Source organism: Enterobacter sichuanensis, from assembly GCF_002939185.1.
GTDB lineage: Bacteria > Pseudomonadota > Gammaproteobacteria > Enterobacterales > Enterobacteriaceae > Enterobacter > Enterobacter sichuanensis.
On sequence record NZ_POVL01000033.1, the window covers coordinates 18,220 to 40,412 of the forward strand.

General features: G+C 55.9%; 22 protein-coding genes. 8 read left to right on the forward strand and 14 right to left on the reverse strand.

Going from position 1 to position 22,193, the window contains the following annotated elements:
• Positions 1-58 precede the first annotated feature (58 nt).
• The 4 genes from radC (at position 59) to mutM (ending at position 2,254) form a co-directional block, all read left to right on the forward strand.
• Complete coding sequence (radC, locus tag C5687_RS15180) at positions 59-727, forward strand: RadC family protein (protein WP_047957448.1); 669 nt, start codon at positions 59-61, stop codon at positions 725-727.
• 218 nt (positions 728-945) lie between these two features.
• A complete protein-coding gene (gene rpmB, locus C5687_RS15185) occupies positions 946-1,182 on the forward strand; it encodes a 50S ribosomal protein L28 (RefSeq protein WP_002436699.1) in 237 nt (78 codons plus the stop codon).
• Positions 1,183-1,204: 22 nt separating this feature from the next.
• Complete coding sequence (gene rpmG / locus C5687_RS15190) at positions 1,205-1,372, forward strand: 50S ribosomal protein L33 (RefSeq protein WP_003024094.1); 168 nt, start codon at positions 1,205-1,207, stop codon at positions 1,370-1,372.
• Positions 1,373-1,444: 72 nt separating this feature from the next.
• A complete protein-coding gene (mutM, locus tag C5687_RS15195; protein ID WP_023309890.1) occupies positions 1,445-2,254 on the forward strand; it encodes a bifunctional DNA-formamidopyrimidine glycosylase/DNA-(apurinic or apyrimidinic site) lyase in 810 nt (269 codons plus the stop codon).
• 2 nt (positions 2,255-2,256) lie between these two features.
• Here the strand turns inward: mutM and coaD are convergent, their stop codons facing one another.
• The 7 genes from coaD to C5687_RS15230 all read right to left on the reverse strand — a co-directional run bounded on the left by coaD (position 2,257) and on the right by C5687_RS15230 (position 10,073).
• Positions 2,257-2,736, reverse strand: a complete 480-nt coding sequence (coaD, locus tag C5687_RS15200; RefSeq protein WP_025758454.1) for a pantetheine-phosphate adenylyltransferase — start codon at positions 2,734-2,736, stop codon at positions 2,257-2,259.
• Positions 2,737-2,739: 3 nt separating this feature from the next.
• Positions 2,740-3,510: a glycosyltransferase family 2 protein gene (locus C5687_RS15205; protein WP_095452063.1), complete on the reverse strand. Its 771-nt coding sequence runs from the start codon at positions 3,508-3,510 to the stop codon at positions 2,740-2,742.
• Positions 3,510-4,784 (reverse strand): lipid IV(A) 3-deoxy-D-manno-octulosonic acid transferase, encoded by a 1,275-nt coding sequence (gene waaA / locus C5687_RS15210; protein WP_025758451.1) that lies wholly within the window; start codon positions 4,782-4,784, stop codon positions 3,510-3,512. The genes C5687_RS15205 and waaA overlap by 1 nt, the downstream gene beginning before the upstream one ends.
• Before the next feature lie 156 nt (positions 4,785-4,940).
• Positions 4,941-6,575, reverse strand: a complete 1,635-nt coding sequence (locus tag C5687_RS15215) for a sulfatase-like hydrolase/transferase (RefSeq protein WP_104557253.1) — start codon at positions 6,573-6,575, stop codon at positions 4,941-4,943.
• Between the two features lie 18 nt (positions 6,576-6,593).
• Positions 6,594-7,565: a glycosyltransferase gene (locus tag C5687_RS15220; RefSeq protein ID WP_104557254.1), complete on the reverse strand. Its 972-nt coding sequence runs from the start codon at positions 7,563-7,565 to the stop codon at positions 6,594-6,596.
• Between the two features lie 8 nt (positions 7,566-7,573).
• Positions 7,574-8,557 carry a glycosyltransferase gene (locus C5687_RS15225; protein WP_104557255.1) on the reverse strand — a complete coding sequence of 328 codons (984 nt, stop codon included), beginning with the start codon at positions 8,555-8,557 and terminating at the stop codon, positions 7,574-7,576.
• Between the two features lie 145 nt (positions 8,558-8,702).
• The gene (locus tag C5687_RS15230; RefSeq protein WP_104557256.1) at positions 8,703-10,073 is read right to left on the reverse strand and encodes an O-antigen ligase family protein; all 1,371 of its coding nucleotides are present in this window, start codon (positions 10,071-10,073) and stop codon (positions 8,703-8,705) included.
• Positions 10,074-10,303: 230 nt separating this feature from the next.
• On the opposite strand from C5687_RS15230, the gene C5687_RS15235 reads away from it, so the two are divergent.
• Complete coding sequence (locus C5687_RS15235) at positions 10,304-11,407, forward strand: glycosyltransferase family 4 protein (RefSeq protein ID WP_104557257.1); 1,104 nt, start codon at positions 10,304-10,306, stop codon at positions 11,405-11,407.
• On the opposite strand, the gene C5687_RS15240 is transcribed toward C5687_RS15235, so the two are convergent.
• Genes C5687_RS15240 through rfaD form a run of 5 tightly spaced genes read right to left on the reverse strand, consistent with a single transcriptional unit; the run spans position 11,386 to position 16,565 of the window.
• Positions 11,386-12,495, reverse strand: a complete 1,110-nt coding sequence (locus C5687_RS15240; protein ID WP_104557258.1) for a glycosyltransferase family 4 protein — start codon at positions 12,493-12,495, stop codon at positions 11,386-11,388. The genes C5687_RS15235 and C5687_RS15240 overlap by 22 nt on opposite strands.
• Positions 12,492-13,601 carry a putative lipopolysaccharide heptosyltransferase III gene (gene rfaQ / locus C5687_RS15245; RefSeq protein ID WP_104557259.1) on the reverse strand — a complete coding sequence of 370 codons (1,110 nt, stop codon included), beginning with the start codon at positions 13,599-13,601 and terminating at the stop codon, positions 12,492-12,494. Before rfaQ ends, C5687_RS15240 begins: the two co-directional genes overlap by 4 nt.
• On the reverse strand, positions 13,594-14,580 hold the full coding sequence (gene rfaC, locus C5687_RS15250; RefSeq protein ID WP_059386609.1) for a lipopolysaccharide heptosyltransferase RfaC: 987 nt from the start codon (positions 14,578-14,580) through the stop codon (positions 13,594-13,596). The genes rfaQ and rfaC overlap by 8 nt, the downstream gene beginning before the upstream one ends.
• Positions 14,581-14,583: 3 nt before the next feature.
• Positions 14,584-15,630 carry an ADP-heptose--LPS heptosyltransferase RfaF gene (gene rfaF / locus C5687_RS15255; RefSeq protein ID WP_025758441.1) on the reverse strand — a complete coding sequence of 349 codons (1,047 nt, stop codon included), beginning with the start codon at positions 15,628-15,630 and terminating at the stop codon, positions 14,584-14,586.
• A gap of 2 nt (positions 15,631-15,632) precedes the next feature.
• On the reverse strand, positions 15,633-16,565 hold the full coding sequence (rfaD, locus tag C5687_RS15260) for an ADP-glyceromanno-heptose 6-epimerase (RefSeq protein WP_104557260.1): 933 nt from the start codon (positions 16,563-16,565) through the stop codon (positions 15,633-15,635).
• 215 nt (positions 16,566-16,780) lie between these two features.
• Between rfaD and kbl the strand changes: the two genes are divergently transcribed.
• From kbl to C5687_RS15275, 3 genes are all read left to right on the forward strand, one after another.
• Entirely contained in the window at positions 16,781-17,977 is a 1,197-nt protein-coding gene (gene kbl / locus C5687_RS15265) for a glycine C-acetyltransferase (RefSeq protein WP_104557261.1), read from the forward strand.
• A 9-nt stretch (positions 17,978-17,986) separates the two neighbouring features.
• Entirely contained in the window at positions 17,987-19,012 is a 1,026-nt protein-coding gene (gene tdh, locus C5687_RS15270; protein WP_021242426.1) for an L-threonine 3-dehydrogenase, read from the forward strand.
• A gap of 141 nt (positions 19,013-19,153) precedes the next feature.
• Positions 19,154-19,954, forward strand: a complete 801-nt coding sequence (locus C5687_RS15275; RefSeq protein ID WP_025758436.1) for a glycosyltransferase family 2 protein — start codon at positions 19,154-19,156, stop codon at positions 19,952-19,954.
• Between the two features lie 11 nt (positions 19,955-19,965).
• On the opposite strand, the gene C5687_RS15280 is transcribed toward C5687_RS15275, so the two are convergent.
• The gene (locus C5687_RS15280; RefSeq protein ID WP_045286242.1) at positions 19,966-20,898 is read right to left on the reverse strand and encodes a divergent polysaccharide deacetylase family protein; all 933 of its coding nucleotides are present in this window, start codon (positions 20,896-20,898) and stop codon (positions 19,966-19,968) included.
• 3 nt (positions 20,899-20,901) lie between these two features.
• The gene (gene envC, locus C5687_RS15285; RefSeq protein ID WP_025758434.1) at positions 20,902-22,161 is read right to left on the reverse strand and encodes a murein hydrolase activator EnvC; all 1,260 of its coding nucleotides are present in this window, start codon (positions 22,159-22,161) and stop codon (positions 20,902-20,904) included.
• Positions 22,162-22,193 lie beyond the last annotated feature (32 nt).

Below are 22,193 nucleotides of genomic sequence, written 5' to 3' on the forward strand. Positions count from 1 at the left end.
TGGCCGTCGAGCGGCTGGTTGGCCTGTGGCAGCATGAGGTTAAAAAAGGAGAAAGAACATGGAAGACGAGGATGAGCAGCTGCTGCCGCGCGAAAAGCTGCTGCGCAATGGCGTCACTCTGTTAAAAGACGATGAACTGCTGGCGCTCTTTTTACGTACCGGCACGCCCGGAAAAAACGTCTTTGCGCTGGCAAAAGAGCTGATCGCGCATTTTGGTTCACTGTATGGGCTGTTGACCGCCGATCTGGCGCAGTTTAAGCACGTCGAGGGGATCGGCGTGGCGAAATATGCCCAGTTACGGGGCATTGCCGAACTTGCCCGCCGTTTTCACAATGTTCGCATTGAGAAGGAAGAGCCGATCCTGACCCCCGTGATGACGCGCGAATTTCTGCAAAGCCAGTTAACGGATGCCGAACGTGAGATCTTTATGGTGATCTTTCTCGACAACAGAAACCGGGTGCTGAAACATAGCTGTCTCTTTGCGGGCACATTAAGCCATGTTGAGGTGCATCCGCGTGAAATTGTGCGGGAAGCGATAAAAGTGAATGCAGCGGGCGTGATCCTCGCGCATAATCACCCCTCTGGCTGTGCACAACCAAGCAGAGCTGACAAAGAGATCACCGAACGCATTATCAAATGCTGTCAATTCATGGACATTCGTGTGCTGGACCATCTGATAATTGGCCGCGGAGAGTACATTTCTTTTGCAGAACATGGCTGGATTTAGGCTATTTCTCGCGATCCATCGGGATCTTTGTCTGTTCGGGACTTGAGCACACCGCCGAGTCAGCGTATACTACGCCACCTTTGAGAATCTCGGGTTTGGCATTTGGGCCTGGCAATCGAGAGTTCACTTAGAACTATGCGATGACCGGGCTGTAAAGCCTGACGAGGCGCCGATACCCCATACGAAGCTCGAGCTAATTTGATTTTTGGAGAATAGACATGTCCCGAGTCTGCCAAGTTACTGGCAAGCGTCCTGTGACCGGTAACAACCGTTCCCACGCACTGAACGCGACTAAACGCCGTTTCCTGCCGAACCTGCACTCTCACCGTTTCTGGGTTGAGAGCGAGAAGCGTTTTGTCACCCTGCGCGTATCTGCTAAAGGTATGCGTGTAATCGATAAGAAAGGCATCGATACAGTTCTGTCTGAACTGCGTGCCCGTGGCGAAAAGTACTAAGTACTTAAAGAGGAAATAAATCATGGCTAAAGGTATTCGCGAGAAAATCAAGCTGGTTTCTTCTGCTGGTACAGGTCACTTCTACACCACCACGAAGAACAAACGTACTAAGCCGGAAAAACTGGAACTGAAAAAATTCGATCCAGTTGTACGCCAGCACGTACTGTACAAAGAAGCTAAAATCAAATAATTTTAGCCTCCTTGTATCGAAAAACCCCGCAACTGCGGGGTTTTTTGCATTCTGCATCTCAACGGAGGAACCATGCCTGAATTACCTGAGGTAGAGACCAGCCGCCGCGGCATTGAGCCCCATCTGGTCGGTGCGACGATTCTTCACGCCGTTGTCCGTAATGGACGTTTGCGCTGGCCGGTGTCCGATGAGATCCATGCCCTGAGCGATAAACCCGTCCTGAGCGTGCAGCGCCGGGCGAAATACCTGCTGCTGGAACTGCCCGACGGCTGGATTATTATCCATCTGGGAATGTCCGGTAGCCTGCGCATTCTTACCGAAGAACTGCCTGCGGAAAAGCACGATCACGTCGACCTGGTGATGAGCAACGGTAAAGTGCTCCGTTACACCGACCCACGGCGCTTTGGCGCGTGGCTGTGGACCAAAGAGCTGGAAGGGCATAACGTGCTCGCGCATCTGGGGCCAGAGCCGCTCTCAGACGCGTTTAACGCCGAATACCTGAAAGCGAAGTGCGCGAAGAAGAAAAGCCCGATTAAGCCCTGGCTGATGGATAACAAACTGGTGGTCGGCGTGGGGAATATCTATGCCAGCGAATCACTGTTTGCCGCCGGGATCCATCCCGATCGGCTGGCCTCTTCCCTCTCCGCTCAGGAGTGTGAACTGCTGGTCAGAGTGATTAAAGCGGTACTGCTGCGCTCGATTGAACAGGGCGGAACAACCCTGAAGGACTTCCTGCAAAGTGATGGCAAGCCGGGCTATTTTGCACAGGAGCTGCAGGTGTATGGTCGTAAAGGTGAACCGTGCAGAGTCTGCGGCACGCCGGTGATTGCCACGAAGCACGCCCAGCGCGCCACGTTCTACTGCCGTCAGTGTCAGAAATAGCGCTACTTTAGCTTTTCCATCAATGCCTGGTGGACGTTATCCGGCAGGAAATGGGTCACATCGCCGTGATGACGCGCCACCTCTTTTACCAGCGTGGAAGAGATAAACGACCACTCTTTGGAGGGCATCAGGAATACGCTCTCCAGCTCCGGCATCAGATGGCGGTTCATGTGCGCCAGCTGCATCTCATACTCGAAGTCTGCCACCGCGCGCAGACCGCGGATAAGAATGTTTGCCTGCTGAGCGCGGGCGAAGTTCGCCATCAGATCGCTAAACCCGACCACTTCAACATTCGGCAGGTGCGAAATGGCATCGGTAGCCAGCTGCACGCGCTCGTTCAAATCAAACATCGGTTTTTTGCTGGGGCTGGCGGCAATCGCCAGGATCACCTTGTCGAACATGCACGCCGCACGGGTGATGATATCAAGATGACCGTTAGTGATCGGATCGAAGGTACCCGGATAAATCGCTTTTGTGCTCATGGCTCACGTTTTCTCAGAGTAGCCGCGGCAGAGCGCCCACAGCTCGGTGTATTTGTTGAAAGTATACTGGGCATTCACCACCGCCAGTAACCACCCCTGTTTACCGTCCAGTATGCCGCCACGCAGCAATAGCGTCTTCAGAAACGCCCCCAGCGTGTGGGTGAAGATTCCGGTCAGCGTGGTCTTTTTACCGCGCTGGTGACGCTCCTGCGCCCATGCGGTGGCGTAGTTAAGCTGTTTACGCTGGAAGCTGGCGAAATCCCGACAGGTCAGGTGCAGCAGATCGCCCGTCAGGGAGATCACCTGCGCGCTACCGCAGTCCAGAGATTCATGGACCAGGTTGTCGTTGTACTGGTAACGTTCGCGCTCGTAGAGGCGCATCACACGGTCTGGATACCAGCCGCTGTGGCGCATAAACCGGCCGAGGAAGTAGTTGCGGCGGGCAATGCTGTATACCGCGCCAGGCTGAGGCGAGGCAAGCACCGCCTGAATGGCCTGCTGAAGTTCTGGCGTGACGCGCTCGTCAGTATCGAGCATCAGGACATAATCGCCCGTGGCGTATCCCTGCGCGCGCTGGCGCTGGATGCCATAGCCTTGCCAGTCTGTGTCGATAAAGACCCTGGCGCCCGCTGTCCGGGCAACGTCTACCGTGTTGTCCGTGCTGCCGGAATCGAGCACGACAATTTCGTCAGCCCAGGCAACGGAGGCCAGGCAGTCCGGAAGCAGGTCGGCGGCGTTTTTGGCGATCATCACAACCGACAGACGCGTTGACATTAGTGGCTCCGCTGAGGCAGATAAGGTTGCAGAAGTTGCAGCAGACGGGTGAGCGCGCCCTGGTTCTGATGCAGCACTTCGACGGCATGGCGACCGTACCACAGGCGGTAATCTTCGTCAGTCAGAAGGGTCGAGACCTCTTTGACCACGGAGTCCGCATCGGTCACGGTGATTAAACCCTCGGCCTGCTGCAATTTTGCGCAGATATCTTTGAAGTTAAACGTGTGTGGACCCATCAGCACCGGAATGGCATGCGCTGCCGGCTCCAGCGGGTTATGGCCGCCGCGCGCCACCAGGCTGCCGCCGACAAAGGCCAGATCGGCAATGCCGTAGAGCAGCATCAGCTCGCCCATCGTATCGCCAATCACCACCTGAGTGCTGCCGGAAGGGATCTCGCCGCTGCTGCGCAGGGTATAGCTGAAACCGCCTTTCTGCACCATTTCTCGGGCATCTTTAAAACGTTCGGGATGGCGTGGAACGAGGATCAGCAGTAAATCGGGGAATTTTTCCAGCAACTGACGATGAGCCTGCAGGATAATGGCTTCTTCGCCATCATGGGTGCTGGTTGCAATCCAGACCTGACGACGCGGCGCCCACTGGCGACGCAGGGTGATTGCGCGAGCAGCAAGTTCAGGGGTAACAGAAATATCAAATTTCAGGCTGCCCGTTACCGCGAGCTGGTTGCGTTTGAGCCCCAGAGAGACAAAGCGGGCGGCGTCTTCTTCGTTTTGCGCGGCAATAAGCGTAATTTTGCCGAGCAGGCGACGCATAAATTTACCCAGCTTGCCGTAACCTTTCGCCGAGCGCTCTGACAGGCGCGCGTTGGCAATCACCAGCGGAATTTTACGGGCATGCAGGGCGGAAATCATGTTCGGCCACAGTTCGGTTTCCATCACGATCACCAGTTTCGGGCGAACGGTATTCAGGAAACGATTCATGGCGCAGGGCAGATCGTAAGGGAGATAGACGTGATGAACGTCTTTGCCAAAAGCGGATAACGCGCGCTCCGAGCCGGTCGGCGTCATCGTCGTGACGGTGATCGGCAACGACGGATAGCGGTGACGCAGGGCGCGAACCAGCGGGATCGCCGCCAGCGTTTCACCGACAGAAACGGAATGCAGCAAAATACCGTCCGGTGCGACTTTATTGCGGCAGAAGCCATAGCGCTCAGCCCAGCGTTTACGATACGCAGGCGCTTTACGGCTACGAAGCAACAGTCTCAGCCACACCAGCGGCTGAATGATGTAGAGCAGAGCGGTATACAACAATTCCAAGCGATTATCCGTTTTTTTAGTTTCGGCGGGCAAATTCTAAGCATTTGGGCCGTCTAAAGCTATCTCTTTGGTGTTTTTAGGCATCCATTTGCCTGCGTTACGTTCATTCGCAGATAAAAAAACGGGCAATCACTTGCCCGTTTATGATGCTTCTGATTAACGCTCCGCTTCGGGAAGCGCATTCAGATGGTAGGTTACGCGCTCCGACAGACCACGGATATCACCGCCGGTGATGAAGAAGCTGTCATCTTTTTGGTTAGGGTTGCTGACGTCATAACCCAGCATTTTGTTGATAAGCGTCGCCACCTGGTAATGGTTCAGTGGCACTTGCGGGCTGATGTTCTTCATGGCGTACTCCGGATCGTTACTGAAGTACAGGAACGGTACCTGAGCAATCGGCATTTCCACCACGGAGTGACCGAACAAACCGTTATCGCCCACGCGTTCGCCGTGGTCAGAGGTGATAAATACCAGGACCGGCAGTCTGGATTTTGCCATGGCCAAACGAATAGCGGATGCCAGTTCTTTATCGTACAGACGAACGGCGTCGTCATACTCATTTTTCTTCTGAGCAACGTCATCACTCAAACGCGGCGTAGAAAATTTAGCAAAGCCCTGAGGGATGTTACGCTCGTACGGGATATGCGGCGCACGGCTGTTGAGGACCATCAGGAACGGCTTGTTCCAGTCCAGCGTGGCCTTTTCTACGGATGGCGTCAGGACAACGTCAGCACCGACATCTGGTGCCGGACGGATCTGTGTATCTTCCCATAAATCGATGTCATGGATGCCAATCCAGTTACTGAGGCCTTCCAGCCCCTGAGCGGAGATAAAGGCGGTCTGATAACCCTGTTTCTTCGCGTTGGCAAAGATATTGGTGGATTTAGATTTATAGGCCCCATAGTTATCCGGTTCACGCAGGTTGTTCACCAGCATTGGAATGGCCACACGCGTGGACACCGCGTTGGAGACAATCAGCCGGCCTGTACCCTGATACTGCTGCAGCAGCGCTTTCAGCTCTGGCGTGGTATCTCGCTCGTAGCCCAGGGCGCTGACGTGGTGCGGGTTAAGGCTCTCACCAATCGCCAGAATAATGGAGTATTTACCGGCGTGCGTTCCCGCAACAGGGGTGACCTGGTAAGGGTCGTAATGGGTCAGATTCTGGTTTTCACCCGACATCGCTTCCGGGATCAGGCGAATAGCGCTGAAGCTCATCGCGGACAGGCCGTTACGCAGCAGGGAGTGGCGCAGGTCCGGGTTGAATTTGTACATCTGCCCGTCGACCGCTTTGTAGAACTGGCCGACAAACATCACGACGATGGCAAGCAGGCAAGGAAGCGCAATCCATTTGTGCCAAAGCGGCGCCAGACGACGCGCAAAGACTAGCGCAAAGACGATGGCCACAATCATGATGGCGAAGTAGATGCCCAGTGAACCCAGACTGTCGGTGATCCCGCTGGCAATGTCTTTTGTTTCCACGAACGCCAGCCAGACTTCACTTGGGCCATAGAACTGACCGTAGAACTGGTAGTACACCGCTTCCGAAATCTGCACGATAAACGTGACGGCCAGCAGCAGGCGAGTCAGGAAGAAACGCGCACTGGCAGCAGCCAGCAGAGAGATGATCAGATACAGTGAGATATCACCGGATTTCGGCTGATAGACATGATCTTTCAGCAGAATGATGATTTCTGAGAGCGAGAACAGCAGCAGGAATGCCAGCGTCAACCCCAGGGTACGCAACAGATTACTGCGTGGGGTGAACGAAGAGGATGAAGTTGTTTTAAACATGGAAGGACTCTATTCCGATCAGAACTTTTTAGTCAGCGGGCGAATGGCTTTACCAAAGCCAAAGCGCAGTGCGCGAACCACCGTAGGGCGATTGTGCAATCCTTTACGCCAGATATCCTCAAACAGGGCGTACCAGCGTGCAGCGACCGCTTCGCGGGAATAGACCTGGAGACGTTTTTCACCCTGCTCGCGCATCTGACGATACAGTTCAGGGGAATTTTTCAACCGCATAATCGCATTAAAGGCTTCATCAGGGGTTTTGGCGATCAGGTAGTCCAGCTCACTCTCGCGGATTGCACGATAAGAGGGCTCGTCGTCGCAAACCATCACTGTTTTGCCCAGCCAGTTGTTAATGAGCTTACTGGCAGGCTTACGCGCCAGTTTGTGGTCGTGTGATTTGCGAAAGCTGATGCAGACGTCCACGTCCTGGTAGTTTGTCCAGTTATCGAACGAGATGCGGAGCTCAATACCTTGTTCGGCAAGGCGTTGCTTAAAATTCCCTTCGCGGTATTCGTCCGGGAAACTGTCCACACGGCCAAAGAACGCGACGGTTTTGATGGTCTCGTCGGTGCGCTCACGGGGTTTCACGCCCGGCTGTGGCCAGTAGGGAACGAAGATACGGTTGTTATGGTTATCCACTTCCGGGTTCTGGTCGACGACAACATCGGCGCCAATGACGGGAGGACGGTCCGCACGTGCGACCACGGTGAAGCCACGCCACGGCTTCACACGAGAACCAAAGTCGTCGTTATGCATCAGGTTAATGGCATCGGGTCTGCATTCGGAGCCAAACGAACACTCGATTGCGTCACCATAATAGTGCTTCAGCGCCAGCGTGGTCTGGAACGTCCAGCCACCGCGGCCGCCACAATAAAATCGCTCCGGAATATCGTCAGGATTGACATGGTTATCCAGAAGGGTCTGGAAATCAGCGTAGTTTTTAGCGATGAAATCCGCGCGGGAGACCGCGTGTAATTTAAGTTTGCTCATAATTTCCGTTAGCCAAGAATTTTTTTAAGACGGAAGTAGCGACGTCCCAGACGCCACCGTTGGCGGAAGCCGCGCGCATTTTGCCAGATCAGGGTCCAGATACCGCGATCGAAAAGCTCACGGGTGATCTCGCGTTTTTTGGCCATATCGTCAATGTTGTTAATACTGTGCAGGATCCCCAAACCCTCTTTGGCGATTTGCCAGTGACAGGCCGGCACGCGTTTCACCTGTTCCGGATAGCGCTTATTGATAGCGTCCAGCATCTCCAGAATCTTCATATAATGGCGCGAGGAACGCATACGCGTATCGTCCGTGCCTGGGGTATGAGAAACGGAAGCGGAGTGGATCAGGTAATCGTAATAGACCTCATCAATATACTGCACGCGTCTGGCGGTGAGCAGCACTTCCGTCGTCCAGGGGATATCCTGATGACGCAGGCCGTGTTCAAAGCGAAAACCCTGCTCTTTAATAAAGGCGTGTCGATAGATATTCAGCCATGTCACGTGCAGGAACTTGCGGGATTCGAGCGCCATCTGCAGCCAGGTTGGGCCGTCCAGTACGTCTGTTGACGCGAGTTTATCTGAGGGGAAGATCTTCTTCGACGGGCGTCCGTCATCATAAATATAGGTGCCGTTGCAGGTCGCGACGTCCAGTTGCCCGGCAAGCGCAATTTCCAGCAAACGCGGATACATCCCCGGGTAGATGACATCATCAATATCCGGAAACGCGACGTAATCGCCCGTTGCCATGGCGAGACCGGTATTACGGGCCGCGGAGACACCGCCATTAGGCTGGTCAATAACCTTAAAAAGACTGAATTCACTGGCGTAGCGGGCGATGATATCTGCAGAACCGTCAGTTGAACCGTCATTAACAATAATAAGTTCCAGACCTGGCAGATTCTGTTTCTTAATGCTTTCAAAAAAAGCGCTCAGGAAATTTTCGCCATTATAGACGGCGACAACGAGGCTTAATTGAGGCGTTCCAGACATGCTTACTCCGTAATGTCATGCGGTGAGATGCGGCCGACGAGCTTTACAGTTACGTACAATGGCTTTTCGACAGCCGGCAGGCAAAAGAGTTCTGATGGATACCTGTGCGCCGGCATTTATGACCCCCGGCGCAAGGTACACGCGATCAGGTGGTTGTTTCTGTCTGTTTAGCGGGGCGTAATGCGCACATCCCAACCAGCAACCCGGTTAACAGCATATATTGCTCCAGGTAGTGATCTTTCAGATTGTGGTCGACCATGGTTCGCGAGAAGAAGCCAACCGTAAACAGCAGCAGGAACATTCCTACCATCGCGTTACCATGGCGGAACTCACGCCAGCCGATATACCAGCAGCCTGCCAGTAAAATCAGCCAGCCCGCGATGCCCGCAACGCCGTTCTGAATACCAAACTCAATCAGGCCATAGTGGCTGTGCGGGATATTAATGCGATTGTCCTGTGTGTCGCGACGCAATACGTAGCGGAAGGCCTCCTTGCGGGGCCCCATTCCCGCAGGATGCTCACCCACCAGTTTCCAGCCCTGATGGAAGAAGCTGGCGCGGCACCCGTTGGAGTGGTTCATTGGTCGGCCCAGATCGTTCCTCGGTACCGTCCCGTTAGTTTTGTTGTAGCAAAAGCTGGTGAAAGGCGCGTTCCAGCCTGTTACCGCATCATCTTCCAGGCTTTGCCAGCGCGGATCGGTTTTCCAGGAGGCATAGCCCAGAAGCGCGGTAACGATAATGATGCCCAGAAGGATACCACCAGTGAGCACCACGCGACTGCGACGCATACTGTGCAGGCTGAGCAGAATGAAGGTGGAGAACAGGCTGCCGACCAGGCCGATCGTTCCCCAGCGGGTATCAACTAACGCAGTGCAGACAAGGTTACACAGCAGCATAAAGGCGAGGAACGGTGTCTTCAGGCGTAAGAAACGCTGATGCAGCAGACCGCGCGCAAGCAGTTCGGCAAGCAGGAAACCGGTGATCATATTGACCTGGAAGCTCATGCGCGTGCGGTTATAAACAATCCGCGTTTCGCCCCAGTGGATCACGCCGTCTCGCCAGTAAAGCCAGGCGGTATCAAGCAGGTGAATACAGACGACGCCCCAGAAAAAAAGGACGACGAGAGTAAAGAAACGGGCAGCCGATAAAGAGGGGAAGCGCTCCTGAATCACCGGTAATAACACCAGCCCCGCACAGAAAAGTAATACCGGACGTAACCACTGACCATCCCAGGTCGATACCATTTCTTTAATATCTGGTGCGACAAAAAAGCCGTTGATCAGGATAAAGAAGGTTAAGGCCCACAGCACAATAAGCACGAACTTAATTTTGTTTAAGTCCAGCGCTTTTCTCGCCACGGAAGAGCTAAAGAAAAGACCGAGCGCCACCACAATATTAGGATAAATCAGACCGTTACGATGAAAAGGGAGCTGATCGTTTGGGATTGGCCAGATAAAACATAAAGCCAGTACAGACAGGACTAAAAGACCTGTCAGGATGTTACGAGTATTTGTCATAATTTTGGTACTGGTAAAGGATCTCGGCGTTAATACCGGTTAGTTAACAATGCCATGCGCAAATTCCACTGATTTCGAATGGAATAAAAGCCTGAGAAAATTACCACAGAAGCCATAACTACAGAAGGACAATGTTTGTAAGCAAGATTAATCCGCCTGTGCATTACCGTAATACCCACGTATATAATCGGCAGTCTGAACAGCGGTTTCAGCTTAACGACAGGAAATGTATGCATATTGTTCACACTGAAGCAGACGGCGGCAAAGGCGGACAGCCTCTGCGCATTATTAACGAATCGCTAGGGATGATTCAGCGTGGCCACCAGGTGACTCTCCTGTGTCCGGAAACCGCGCCGCTGCACGCCCTGGCGCGCAATGCCGGGTTAACGGTGGTCACTATGCCGTTGAAGCGTAAGAACCTTAAAAACCTGCAGTTGCTGCGTCGCTGGCTGAAGGATAACCGTCAGTCAATTGACGTCATTAACAGCCATAACTCTGCCGATACCTGGCTGGTGGCGCTGGCGAATTTGACGCTCTCCAGTCCCGTACCGCTGGTGAGAACCCGTCATGCGTCCGGCGTACCGCGTAACAACTGGACGACCCGCTGGCTGTTCCGCACGGCCTGCGCGCATATCGTGACCACCGGGGAGGCGCTGCGCCATCAGGTGGCAAACATTGGCGTGCCGATGTCCCAGAGCACGTCGGTGCCAAGCGGCGTTGATACGCAGCGTTTCCATCCGGGAGATAAGCACCAGGCCCGGGCTCATTGTGGTTTGTCTCAGGATGATTTCTGGCTGGGCGTGGTATCGCATTTGCGCCCGAACAAAGGCCATAGCGTACTGCTGCGCGCCCTGGCGAAAATCGACAATCCGCAGATCAGGCTGGCGATTGTTGGCGAAGGCCCGCACAAAGCGGCGCTGGAGCAGGAAATCACCGCCCTGGGGTTACAGCAGCGCGTAGTCATGGCGGGGCATCAATCCGATCCGGAACGCTGGTTCCCGGCATTTGATATTGCGCTCAGCCCTTCGCACGATATGGAAGGTGTCCCGCAGGGCGTGCTGCAATCGTTAGCCTGCCGCGTTGCGACCATTGCGACGGATGCGGGTGGAACGGGAGATGCGGTGATTAACGGGCAAACGGGATTGCTCATCGCGCAGCGCGACGAAAACGCACTGCACGATGCCATCCTGCAACTCTATGACGACTCAGCCCTTCGCGAGACGCTCGCGCAACAGGGATATGACTATCTGAGCACGCACTTTACCCGGGAATGTATGCTGGACGCGATGGAGAAAGTCTTCTCTGATGCGGTTCAGCGCAGCAAATCACGATAAAGCGCCTGTAGCTCTTTCGCCATTCTGTCCAGGGTGAAGGGCTCGGCAGTTGCACGCGCAGCGGCGGAGTAATCAACACCCTGTTCCTGGCCTTTTAGCCATAGCGAGATGGCCTGCTGGTAGCCTTCACTGTCCAGCGCATCACGCACCCAGCCGTTTTTACCCTCGATAATCCACTCTGCCGCGCCGCAGCCGTGGCTGGTAAGCAGCGGTAAACCGCAGGCCAGCGCTTCCACGCAGACGTTCGGGAAGGGATCGTAGAGCGTCGGCAGGATAAGCGCATCCGCCGTGCCATACACTTCACGCACGTTGGCCACCGGCCCCAGGAATGTCACGCGTGAGGAAACACCCAATGTCTGCGCCAGTTTTTCAAACTTCCGGGCATGTTTATCGCGTCCGGCAACCAGCAGCCAGACGTCAGGATGCGCCACAATAGCACGCAGCGCGGTAGCGACGCCTTTACGGCTGAAGCCCGACCCAACATACGCCAGCACCGGTGCATTACGGGGAATACCCAGCGCATCGCGCTGCGAAAGGGCACGGACCTCAGGACTAAACTGAACGGTGTCGACGCCGTTATAGATCACCGTCAGCTTGTCGTCCGGCAGTCCGAAGCGACGGGCGATATCATCACGCACCATCTTCGAATTACAGATCACCTTGCGCAGCTGCGGATGGGTAAACATCTGCGCCTCAGCCTGCAGGATGTAGCGGTGGTACCGGCTGAGCGACTGAGCCCAGCGCGCCAGCGGCGACAGAATGCGGCCATATTGCTCAAGCCAGGTGGCGTGAACCCCGTCGCCAGCCCGAAAGATGGTCGCTCCCGGTATGCGTTCGTGGCTTTGCACAATATCAAACTGCGCAAAATGCGCGGCTGCTTCGGTGGCAAAACCGGACTCACGGGCGATGCGGTTACGAAACGGCGGATTGACCGTCAGCGTTTTCCAGCCTGCGGCATCCTCCCACTGGCGGGCAATCAGCGTGACATCAAGCGACGTATCCTGCGCCAGCACGTTCAGCGCACGCGAGACGAAACGCTCTGCGCCACCGTTGGGGTTGTAAGTCTGTCGGACAATCGCCAGCTTCATGCAGGGGTTTCCGTTTCGAGGAGCATCGTATCGATGGCGCTCAGCACCTGCTGCGGGGTGATGGCGGTAATGCAGTCTGAGACACCGCTGTCTCCGCAGCCCGCTTTGCCGCACGGCTGGCAGGTGAACCCGGCGACAATCACACGATAGTTCACCCCCCACGGCGCCCACTTGATGGCACCGGTAGGGCCAAAGATGGCGACGGTTGGCGTACCGACGGCGCTTGCAAGGTGCATCGGCATAGAATCGACACCGAAGTACACCCGCGCGTGCTTCATGAGCGCGCCCAGCTCTTTCAGGTTCAACTGACCGCTTAAATCAAAGACCGGCTGGGTGAGCGCAGCGCGCAGCGCGTCCATGTAGGCCTGCTCTTCTTTTGACGGCGCGGCGGATAGGATAATCGGCAGGCCGCGCGCCGCCAGGTTATCAATGGTCGCTGCCAGCTTGTTGATATCCCAGGCCTTAAACATCCAGCGCGAGGTCGGGTGAACCAGAATGTAGGATTTACTCGTGAGTCCAAAACCGGCCAGCTTTTCAGCAACGGAGGCTTCCGCCGCGTCGCCGGGGACAAACAGCGTGTGTTTGTCTTCGTCGCACTGCGGATGAATGCCGATCCGGCGCAGGGCATCCAGATTGACCTCCACCATATGGCGGCTGTTGTCCTGGATCGCCGGGTAGAGCGTGGTAAATGATTTCACCCAGCGACGACGCGCAAGGCCGCTGCGTTTATCCGGTTTGAAGCCGACGGAAACGCGCGGTTTCAGGCGACGCGCCAGACGCGCGCCGTGCCAGTGTTCGGTCAGGTTAATCAGCACGTCATACTGACGGCCTTTCAGGGTCGTGAGCAGCGCGCGGTAGAGGCGGAATTGTTCAAACCAGCCCTTCTTGCGCCAGTTGCGCCCAATGGTATGGACCTGGTCGATATGCGGATGGCTGGTCAGCATCGCCTGCGTGTCGTCATAGACCAGCGCATCGACTTCCACGTTCGGCCAGTTCTTTTTCAATACGGTGAACACCGGCGAAGTAAGTAGCACGTCACCGTGGTGACGTAATTTAACGATCAGTACGCGCCTGGGTGGACGCTCCGTTGAGAAAAAATCAGACATAAGCTCTCTCTGCTGCCAGCAAAGGCTCTAATTGCGCAAATACCGCAGCGGCACTGAGGTCGCTCAGCTGCGATGAGTGTTCCGGGCGGCAGATATATTGATTTTTTCCATAGCCGCCGATAAGGCCCGGGTCCGTTGGGCCGTAAAGCGTAATATTAGGTCGATCCAGCGCCGCCGTCAGGTGGCTGAGGCCCGTATCCACGGAGACCACTGCCGTAGCGCCGGCCAGCGTCCGGGCGACGCCATCCAGTTTCATGCGCGGCAGAACGTCCACATAATCAAACCCTGCCGCCAGGCGTTTGGCGCGCGCTTCTTCATGGGGAGCGCCCCACGGGAGTTTGATACGTAACCCTGCACTCCCCAGCAGGCCGATCAGTTCGCGCCAGTGCGCTTCCGGCCAGTGTTTGTCGTCGCGGGTCGTCGCATGCAGAAAAATCAAATACGGTGCGCCTTCTTGCTGCGAACTGTGAAGGAAGTGCTGCGAAATGGCGTAATCACCCTGGGTTTCCGGTTTGGCATAACCGAGGCTTTTTGCAAACAGCTCGCGGGTTCGTTCGACGGCATGCTGTTGTTTTGCAATGTGGTGACGGCGGTTATAGAACAGGCTCGCCAGCGGTTCGCGGGCGGTCTGCCAGTCCATGCCGTGCTTTATGCCGTGTGCCAGTCGCGTCACCAGCGCGGCGCTTTTGACCAGCCCCTGGGCGTCGATGATGGCATCATAACGCTGCGCCTGTACCGCCTCGCGGAAGGCCTTGCGTTCGGCTTTAATCGGCGCGGAGAACCACGCTTTGCGCCAGCGACGAATCGCCACCGGGATCGCGCGGTCGACCGCTTCGTGCCAGGTGGGGATCTGCGCGAAGCCCTCTTCCACCACCCAGTCAAAACGAATGCCCGGTAGGGCCTGCATGGCGTCCGTCAGTGACGGCAGCGTGTGCAGCACATCGCCCATCGACGACGTTTTAACGATCAATACCCGCATCCGTTATCCTTCTTCGCTCAACAGCAGTTCGTTAAGCTCTTCAAGAACGCGCTGCGGGGTAATGTCGATCAGGCTCTGGTGATAGCCTTCTGCTGCATCGCCTTTGCGCACTTTGTGATAGCCCGTGATCAACCGAATAACGCGCGCTTTATGCGAAAGCGGTGGCGTGAAGTCCGGGCTGCTTGGGCCATACAGCGCAACCAGCGGGCGGTTGAGCGCAGCAGCAACGTGCATCAGCCCGGAGTCGTTGGTGACCACGGCTTTACAGGCGGCAATCAGGATCACCGCCTGCTCAAGCTGGGTTTCTCCCGCCAGGTTACGGCACCACGCCTGTTGCTCGGTACTGAGCGTCGCGAGGATTTCGTTGCCCGCCTCGTGGTCTTTTGCCGAACCGAACAGGACAATCTGGTAGCCTTCGTCAATCAGCTGTTTCGCCAGCTCCGCATAGTGATAGTGCGGCCAGCGTTTTGCCGGGCCGAACTCGGCGCCAGGGCAGAAGCCAATCATCGGACGTTCCGACGAAAGACCAAACGCGTTGCAGGTGTGGGATTTTTCACCCTCGTTAACCTGAAGCTGTGGCCAGAGCAGCGGCTGCGGCAGATCTTTCGCGCTGCGCATGACCCCTTTGTCATAGGCCAGCGCCACATAGCGCTCCACCATCAGCGGCCAGGCCTCTTTATCCAGCACGCGTGCGTCGTTCAGCAGGCCGTAGCGCATTTCACCGCGCCAGCCGGTGCGGTGCGGGATGCCCGCAAAGAAAGGCACCAGGGCGGATTTAAAGGAGTTTGGCAGGACATACGCGCGGTCATAGCGCTTCTCGCGCAGGCTGTGGCCGAGTTTACGGCGTTCGCCAATTTCCAGCGCCCCGTGGCCGAGCGGCATCGGAATGGCGTCATTCACTTCCGGCATGCGCGATAACAGCGGACGGCACCACGCGGGTGCCATCACGTCGATTATCGCCTGGGGATAGCGCGCCTTGAGCGTGCGATAGAGACTTTGCGACATCATCATGTCGCCCACCCATGACGGGCCGATCACCAGAATTCTCATACTTACGCGTCGCGGTTCAGCCAGGCCATATACTCCGTTACGCCTTCGGCAACGGTTTTGAACGGTTTGTCATAGCCTGCTTTACGCAGGTTAGTGAGATCCGCCTGGGTGAACGCCTGGTAGCGGCCTTTGAGCTTGTCCGGGAACGGAATGTACTCAATGCTGCCTTTTTTGTGGTACGCCAGCGTGGCGTCAGCCACCGCCTGGAAGGACTCCGCACGGCCAGTTCCCAGGTTGAAGATGCCGGACACGCCGTTCTCCCAGAACCACAGGTTTACGGCGGCCACGTCGCCCACGTAGACGAAGTCACGCTTAAAGCCGTCGCTGCCTTCGAACAGTTTCGGACTTTCGCCATTATTCAGCTGGGTGTTCAGGTGGAAGGCCACGCTTGCCATGCTGCCTTTGTGACCTTCGCGCGGCCCGTAGACGTTGAAGTAGCGGAAGCCGACAATCTGGGAGTTCGCTTCTGGCAGGACCTGACGCACGTATTCGTCGAACAGGAATTTAGAGTAACCGTAGACGTTCAGCGGCTGCTCATATTCGCGGGACTCGATGAAGTCCGTGGTACGCCCGCCGTAGGTTGCCGCAGAAGAAGCGTACAGGAACGGAATTTCACGCTCGAGGCAGTAGTGCAGAATCTCTTTGGAGTACTGATAGTTGTTGTCCATCATGTACTTGCCGTCCCACTCGGTGGTGGATGAGCAGGCACCTTCGTGGAAGATGGCTTCGATCTCGCCGAACTCTTCCCCTGCCATAATCTGGATAAGGAAGTCTTCCTTATCCATATAATCAGCGATATTCAGATCCACCAGGTTGACGAACTTGGTGCCGTCTTTCAGGTTGTCAACCACCAGGATGTCGGTGATGCCTTTGTCATTGAGAGCCTTAACAATATTGCTGCCGATAAAGCCCGCGCCGCCGGTAACGATGATCATAACTGTAACCTTTGAAGTGTGAAGCCCGGGGACAATCCCGGACGCTAATGTTTCTATCATATCATTAGTATGGCTGCCCTTCAGCCATTCACCTTCACAGCGCAGGGGTACGCGTGATTTCTGCTGCAAAAACGACAAGAGATAATGTGTCATCTCGTCATGAACTATAGGTTTGGGTAATATGTCCCGAAATTTGCCGAGTCTGGAGAATTGCAATGCGTGGTGATTTTTACAAACAGTTAAACAGCGACCTCGACACCGCACGTGCGGAAGGGTTGTTCAAGGAAGAGCGTATTATCACGTCTGCCCAGCAGGCGGACATCACCGTTGCCGATGGCAGCCATGTGATCAACTTTTGTGCGAACAACTACTTAGGTCTTGCGAATCACCCTGAGCTGATTGCCGCGGCGAAAAACGGCATGGATACCCACGGTTTCGGCATGGCTTCCGTACGCTTTATCTGCGGTACCCAGGATAGCCACAAGCAGCTTGAGAAAAAGCTGGCGAACTTCTTAGGTATGGAAGACGCCATTCTGTACTCCTCCTGCTTCGACGCTAACGGCGGTCTGTTTGAGACCCTGCTTGGCGCAGAAGATGCCATTATCTCCGACGCCCTGAACCACGCGTCCATCATTGACGGCGTGCGCCTGTGCAAAGCGAAGCGCTACCGCTATGCCAATAACGACATGGTTGAGCTGGAAGCGCGCCTGAAAGAGGCGCGCGAAGCGGGCGCTCGTCATGTGCTGATCGCCACCGACGGCGTGTTCTCGATGGACGGTGTGATCGCCAACCTGAAGGGCGTGTGTGACCTGGCGGACAAATATGACGCGCTGGTGATGGTCGATGACTCTCACGCGGTCGGTTTGGTCGGCGAAAACGGCCGTGGTTCCCACGAATACTGCGACGTGATGGGCCGCGTGGACATCATCACCGGTACGCTGGGCAAAGCGCTCGGCGGCGCGTCCGGCGGCTATACCGCTGCGCGTAAAGAGGTGGTTGAGTGGCTGCGTCAGCGCTCCCGTCCGTACCTGTTCTCCAACTCCCTGGCGCCGGCTATTGTGTCTGCCTCCATCAAAGTGCTGGAGATGGTGGAATCCGGAGCCGAACTGCGCGATCGCCTGTGGTCCAACGCCCGTCTGTTCCGCGAAAAGATGAGCGCAGCAGGCTTTACGCTTGCCGGTGCTGACCACGCGATCATTCCGGTCATGCTGGGCGATGCGGTCATCGCGCAGAACTTTGCCCGTGAACTGCAAAAAGAAGGGATTTACGTCACCGGGTTCTTCTTCCCGGTGGTGCCAAAAGGTCAGGCGCGTATCCGCACCCAGATGTCTGCGGCGCATACGCCTGAACAAATTGAACGTGCGGTGGAAGCCTTCACCAGCATCGGCAAACAGCTGGGCGTCATTGCCTGAGGACGTAAGATGAAAGCGTTATCCAAACTGAAAGCGGAAGAAGGGATTTGGATGACCGACGTGCCGGAACCGGAAGTCGGTCATAACGATCTGCTGATCAAAATTCGTAAAACGGCTATCTGCGGTACTGACGTTCACATCTATAACTGGGACCAGTGGTCACAGAAAACCATTCCGGTACCGATGGTTGTCGGCCATGAATACGTTGGCGAAGTGGTGGGTATCGGTCAGGAAGTAAAAGGCTTCAAAATTGGTGACCGTGTCTCCGGTGAAGGCCATATCACCTGCGGTCACTGCCGTAACTGCCGCGGCGGACGTACCCACCTGTGCCGTAATACCATCGGCGTGGGCGTGAACCGCCCGGGCTGTTTCGCAGAATACCTGGTGATCCCGGCCTTTAACGCGTTCAAAATTCCGGACAATATTTCTGACGATCTGGCCTCCATCTTCGACCCGTTCGGTAACGCGGTACACACCGCGCTCTCCTTCGATCTGGTTGGTGAGGACGTGCTGGTCTCCGGCGCGGGCCCGATCGGCATTATGGCCGCGGCGGTGGCGAAGCACGTTGGGGCACGTAATGTCGTGATTACCGACGTGAATGAATATCGTCTGTCGCTGGCGCGCAAAATGGGCGTGACCCGCGCAGTGGATGTCTCGAAAGAGAGCCTGACCGACGTGATGGAAGAGCTGGGCATGACCGAAGGCTTTGACGTGGGTCTGGAGATGTCCGGTGCGCCACCGGCGTTCCGCACGATGCTGGATACCATGAACCACGGTGGCCGCATCGCGATGCTGGGTATTCCGCCGTCGGATATGTCTATCGACTGGAACAAAGTCATCTTCAAGGGGCTGTTCATCAAAGGCATCTATGGCCGTGAGATGTTTGAAACCTGGTACAAGATGGCGGCGCTGATTCAGTCTGGTCTGGATCTGTCCCCGATTATCACTCATCGATTCTCCATTGATGAGTTCCAGCAGGGCTTTGACGCAATGCGTTCCGGTCAGTCCGGGAAAGTGATCCTGAGCTGGGATTAACAGAGAAAGCGCCTTCGGGCGCTTTTTTACGCCCTCTTCACGTTTCTGACATCCGCAATCAGAATATTTTGATTTTTTCTTCGCTTTTTTACCCACACACTTATAAAGTTTGTTGATTATCCGTTTACGTTTACAGTGCCTATGTTCAAGCTCACCGTTTGTTTATTGACCTGTAATTCTGCGCGTTTATTGCGCGAGGTTATCCCGCCACTGTTAACGGTGGCAGATGAAATTGTCGTTGTGGACTCCGGCAGCACGGATACCACGCTGGATATTTGTCGCGAATATGGACTTTCTATCCACCATCACCCCTATGCCATGCACGGCGCGCAGATGAATTATGCCGTTGATCTGGCGAGCAATGACTGGGTGTTGTGTATGGACAGTGATGAGATCCTGGATGCCGAAACGGTCGATTTTATTCTGGCACTGAAAGCCGGGGATGAACCTTCCGCCGATCGCGCCTGGCGCATCGCCCGATACTGGCATGTGCTGGGTGAAGAGGTACGCACCATTTACCCCGTCTCCTCTCCCGATTTCCCGGTACGGTTGTTTAATCGTACCCAGGCCCGTTTTAACCACCGTCCGGTGGACGACAAAGTTGAAGGCAAGATTATTGCAGTAAAAATGCCGGGACGGGTGCGCCACGACACGTTTTATAACCTGCATGAAGTGTTCAACAAGCTGAACAGTTACACCACCCGTCTGGTGAAATACCAGCCTGTCCGCCCCTCAATTGGACGCGGCATAATCAGTGCGATCGGGGCGTTTTTCAAATGGTATCTGTTTAGCGGAGCCTGGCGTCAGGGCAAAGTCGGCGTGGTGACAGGACTCTATGCCACCGCTTACAGCTTTTTGAAGTATTTCAAATCCTGGTATCAGCATCAGGAGAAAAAAGAGCCCGTTGCGAAAGAGCATACGGACTCTCAGACGGCAAAATAAGCGTCAGGCAATCACGCTTTTTTTCCCCATCCCTGCCACTGCTGCTGGACGTATTTCACCAGCGTACTGTTGCTGATGCTGTCACCAATGACAGAGAAGAAGCGAGTCGCGTAGACCGGTTCAGGCGGCTGCTTCAGCACGCAGCGCTTCACGCCGCGGAACGGATTACGCGGCGCTGTCGGCGCGGGCTGTGCAGAATTCGGCGTAGAGGTATCCACCTGCGGCTCGTTCAGCAGATCGCTCGGGCGCACCAGCGTGATATCAGAAGGTAACGTCGGCAGCATTTGTTGCAGAACGCGAACGGTAGACGGGTGCGGGTGACCGATGGCAATGGCCGAGCCATTGCGGCGGGCCAGCTGCACCGCGCGATTAAACTGCACGCGGATATCGGCTTCGTTCTGGGTATCATCCAGGAACACTTTACGCTTAATGACTTTGACGCCCGTTCCCTGTGCGGCACGCATCGCCTGACTGTTGCCGATGGTCATGCTGTCGAGGAAATAGAGGTTGTAGCGCTCCAGCGCCTGCATCACTTTAAGCATCCCGTACAGGCTCGAGGTCATCGCGCTGCCCATATGGTTGTTCAACCCTACGGCATACGGCACTTTGTTGTATGCGTCGCGGATGATGCGCTCGATCTCATCGCTGCTCATATCCGGGCGCAGGGTGTCTTTTTCCAGCGGCTGCTTGCTGAGCGGTGCCATCGGCAGATGGATGAGGACCTGATGCCCGGCGTTATGGGCTTTAGTCGCCATCTCACGCGCGTGGGGCGCATTCGGAAGGACGGCGACAGAGATGGCTGACGGCATCGCCAGCACCTGATTTTCATAATGTGGACGATAACCGAAGTCATCAATCACAATGGCGAGTTTACCTGCATATACCGGTGCAGCCAGCGCCAGTGCGCTGACGACGGAGAGAACAATGCGACGAAATTGAAGCAAAACTTATCTTCCCAACCACGGCTGTGGATTGACCGCCTGACCCTGACGACGAATTTCGAAATAGAGTGACGGGCGGCCCTGACCGCCACTGCTGCCCACAAGGGCGATGGGTTGGCCCGCGCGCACCTGTGTGCCGACGCTGACCAGCGCGCTCTGGTTGTAGCCGTAAAGACTCATATCGCCTTTACCGTGTTCGACCACGACCACCAGCCCGTAACCCTGCAGCCAGTCGGCCAGAATCACGCGGCCATCAGCGATGGCTTTCACTTCGCTACCTTCAGACGCACCGATAACTATCCCTTTCCAACGTAGCTCACCCTGCAGCTGTTCGCCATAGCGATGCAGAATTGAACCACGAACGGGCCAGTAAGCCTGACCGCGAGGCGAGCCCAGGCCGCCGGTACGTGACATCAGGGAACGTTCGCTTTCGCTTGGCTTGTAGGTCGTCCCTTTACGGGACGCTTCCTGCTGTTTGTCGCGAACGGCCTGCGCCTCGCGGGCCTCTTTTTCAGCGCGCGCTTTTGCCGCGGCTTCCGCACGGGCGATGCTGTTACGCAGTTTTGATTCGTTGGCGCGCATTTCGCTCAGCTGGCTCTGACCTTCCTGAATGGAAGATTCAAGGCCGGAAAGGGTTTTCTTACGCTCGTTGCGGGCCTGCTCAAGTTTTGCCTGCTGGGCCTGCTGATCGTAGAGCAGCGTCTGCTGCTGGGTCTGCTTCTCTTCCAGCTCGGCTTTTTGCGTGGTGACCTCTTCGCGCGTCTGCTTCAGCTGCGCGATAGTCTCCTGACGCGCCTGGTTCAGGTAGCCGAAATAGGCCTGCAGGCGCTGGCCGCGCTGGCTCTCTTCACCGCTGAGGATCAGTTGCAGACCGGTGTGTTCACCCTGGCGGAATGCGGCATCAAGCTGTGCCGCAAGGTTGCGCTCCTGCGCATCGCGTTGCCGCTCCAGTCTGGCAATCGACGCGTTCATCTCGTCGATCTGCTTATTCAACTGGGCAAGGGTGTTTTGCGTTTCACGGAGTTTACGCGTGGCGGCAGAGATGGCCTCTTCCTGCTGCTTAAGCTGGGCGAGCAGGGCGGCGCGCTGCTGTTGCTGCTGGCGTACCGCACGCTCTTTGGCGGCGATATCGGCCTGAATGGATTTCAGCTGGTCACGGTCATCCGCGTGGGCGGATGCGGCGCACAGCAATACGCCAGCGCTGAGTGCGCTGGCGTAAAACAGAGGTCTGACTGATAACCTAAGCGGCTTCACGACCCATGTGATTGAAAAAATCGCCTTTCCCCTCATGGGGAGCG

Bases quoted from the DNA above. Each gene is read 5' to 3' on its own strand.
- rfaF (WP_025758441.1), bottom strand. From the start codon at position 15,630: ATGAGAATTCTGGTGATCGGCCCGTCATGGGTGGGCGACATGATGATG.
- C5687_RS15275 (WP_025758436.1), top strand. From the start codon at position 19,154: ATGTTCAAGCTCACCGTTTGTTTATTGACCTGTAATTCTGCGCGTTTA.
- rpmB (WP_002436699.1), top strand. From the start codon at position 946: ATGTCCCGAGTCTGCCAAGTTACTGGCAAGCGTCCTGTGACCGGTAAC.
- C5687_RS15215 (WP_104557253.1), bottom strand. From the start codon at position 6,575: ATGTTTAAAACAACTTCATCCTCTTCGTTCACCCCACGCAGTAATCTG.
- C5687_RS15220 (WP_104557254.1), bottom strand. From the start codon at position 7,565: ATGAGCAAACTTAAATTACACGCGGTCTCCCGCGCGGATTTCATCGCT.
- C5687_RS15230 (WP_104557256.1), bottom strand. From the start codon at position 10,073: ATGACAAATACTCGTAACATCCTGACAGGTCTTTTAGTCCTGTCTGTA.
- kbl (WP_104557261.1), top strand. From the start codon at position 16,781: ATGCGTGGTGATTTTTACAAACAGTTAAACAGCGACCTCGACACCGCA.
- rpmG (WP_003024094.1), top strand. From the start codon at position 1,205: ATGGCTAAAGGTATTCGCGAGAAAATCAAGCTGGTTTCTTCTGCTGGT.
- mutM (WP_023309890.1), top strand. From the start codon at position 1,445: ATGCCTGAATTACCTGAGGTAGAGACCAGCCGCCGCGGCATTGAGCCC.
- coaD (WP_025758454.1), bottom strand. From the start codon at position 2,736: ATGAGCACAAAAGCGATTTATCCGGGTACCTTCGATCCGATCACTAAC.
- C5687_RS15235 (WP_104557257.1), top strand. From the start codon at position 10,304: ATGCATATTGTTCACACTGAAGCAGACGGCGGCAAAGGCGGACAGCCT.
- C5687_RS15240 (WP_104557258.1), bottom strand. From the start codon at position 12,495: ATGAAGCTGGCGATTGTCCGACAGACTTACAACCCCAACGGTGGCGCA.
- tdh (WP_021242426.1), top strand. From the start codon at position 17,987: ATGAAAGCGTTATCCAAACTGAAAGCGGAAGAAGGGATTTGGATGACC.
- radC (WP_047957448.1), top strand. From the start codon at position 59: ATGGAAGACGAGGATGAGCAGCTGCTGCCGCGCGAAAAGCTGCTGCGC.
- rfaD (WP_104557260.1), bottom strand. From the start codon at position 16,565: ATGATCATCGTTACCGGCGGCGCGGGCTTTATCGGCAGCAATATTGTT.
- rfaQ (WP_104557259.1), bottom strand. From the start codon at position 13,601: ATGTCTGATTTTTTCTCAACGGAGCGTCCACCCAGGCGCGTACTGATC.
- rfaC (WP_059386609.1), bottom strand. From the start codon at position 14,580: ATGCGGGTATTGATCGTTAAAACGTCGTCGATGGGCGATGTGCTGCAC.
- C5687_RS15205 (WP_095452063.1), bottom strand. From the start codon at position 3,510: ATGTCAACGCGTCTGTCGGTTGTGATGATCGCCAAAAACGCCGCCGAC.
- C5687_RS15225 (WP_104557255.1), bottom strand. From the start codon at position 8,557: ATGTCTGGAACGCCTCAATTAAGCCTCGTTGTCGCCGTCTATAATGGC.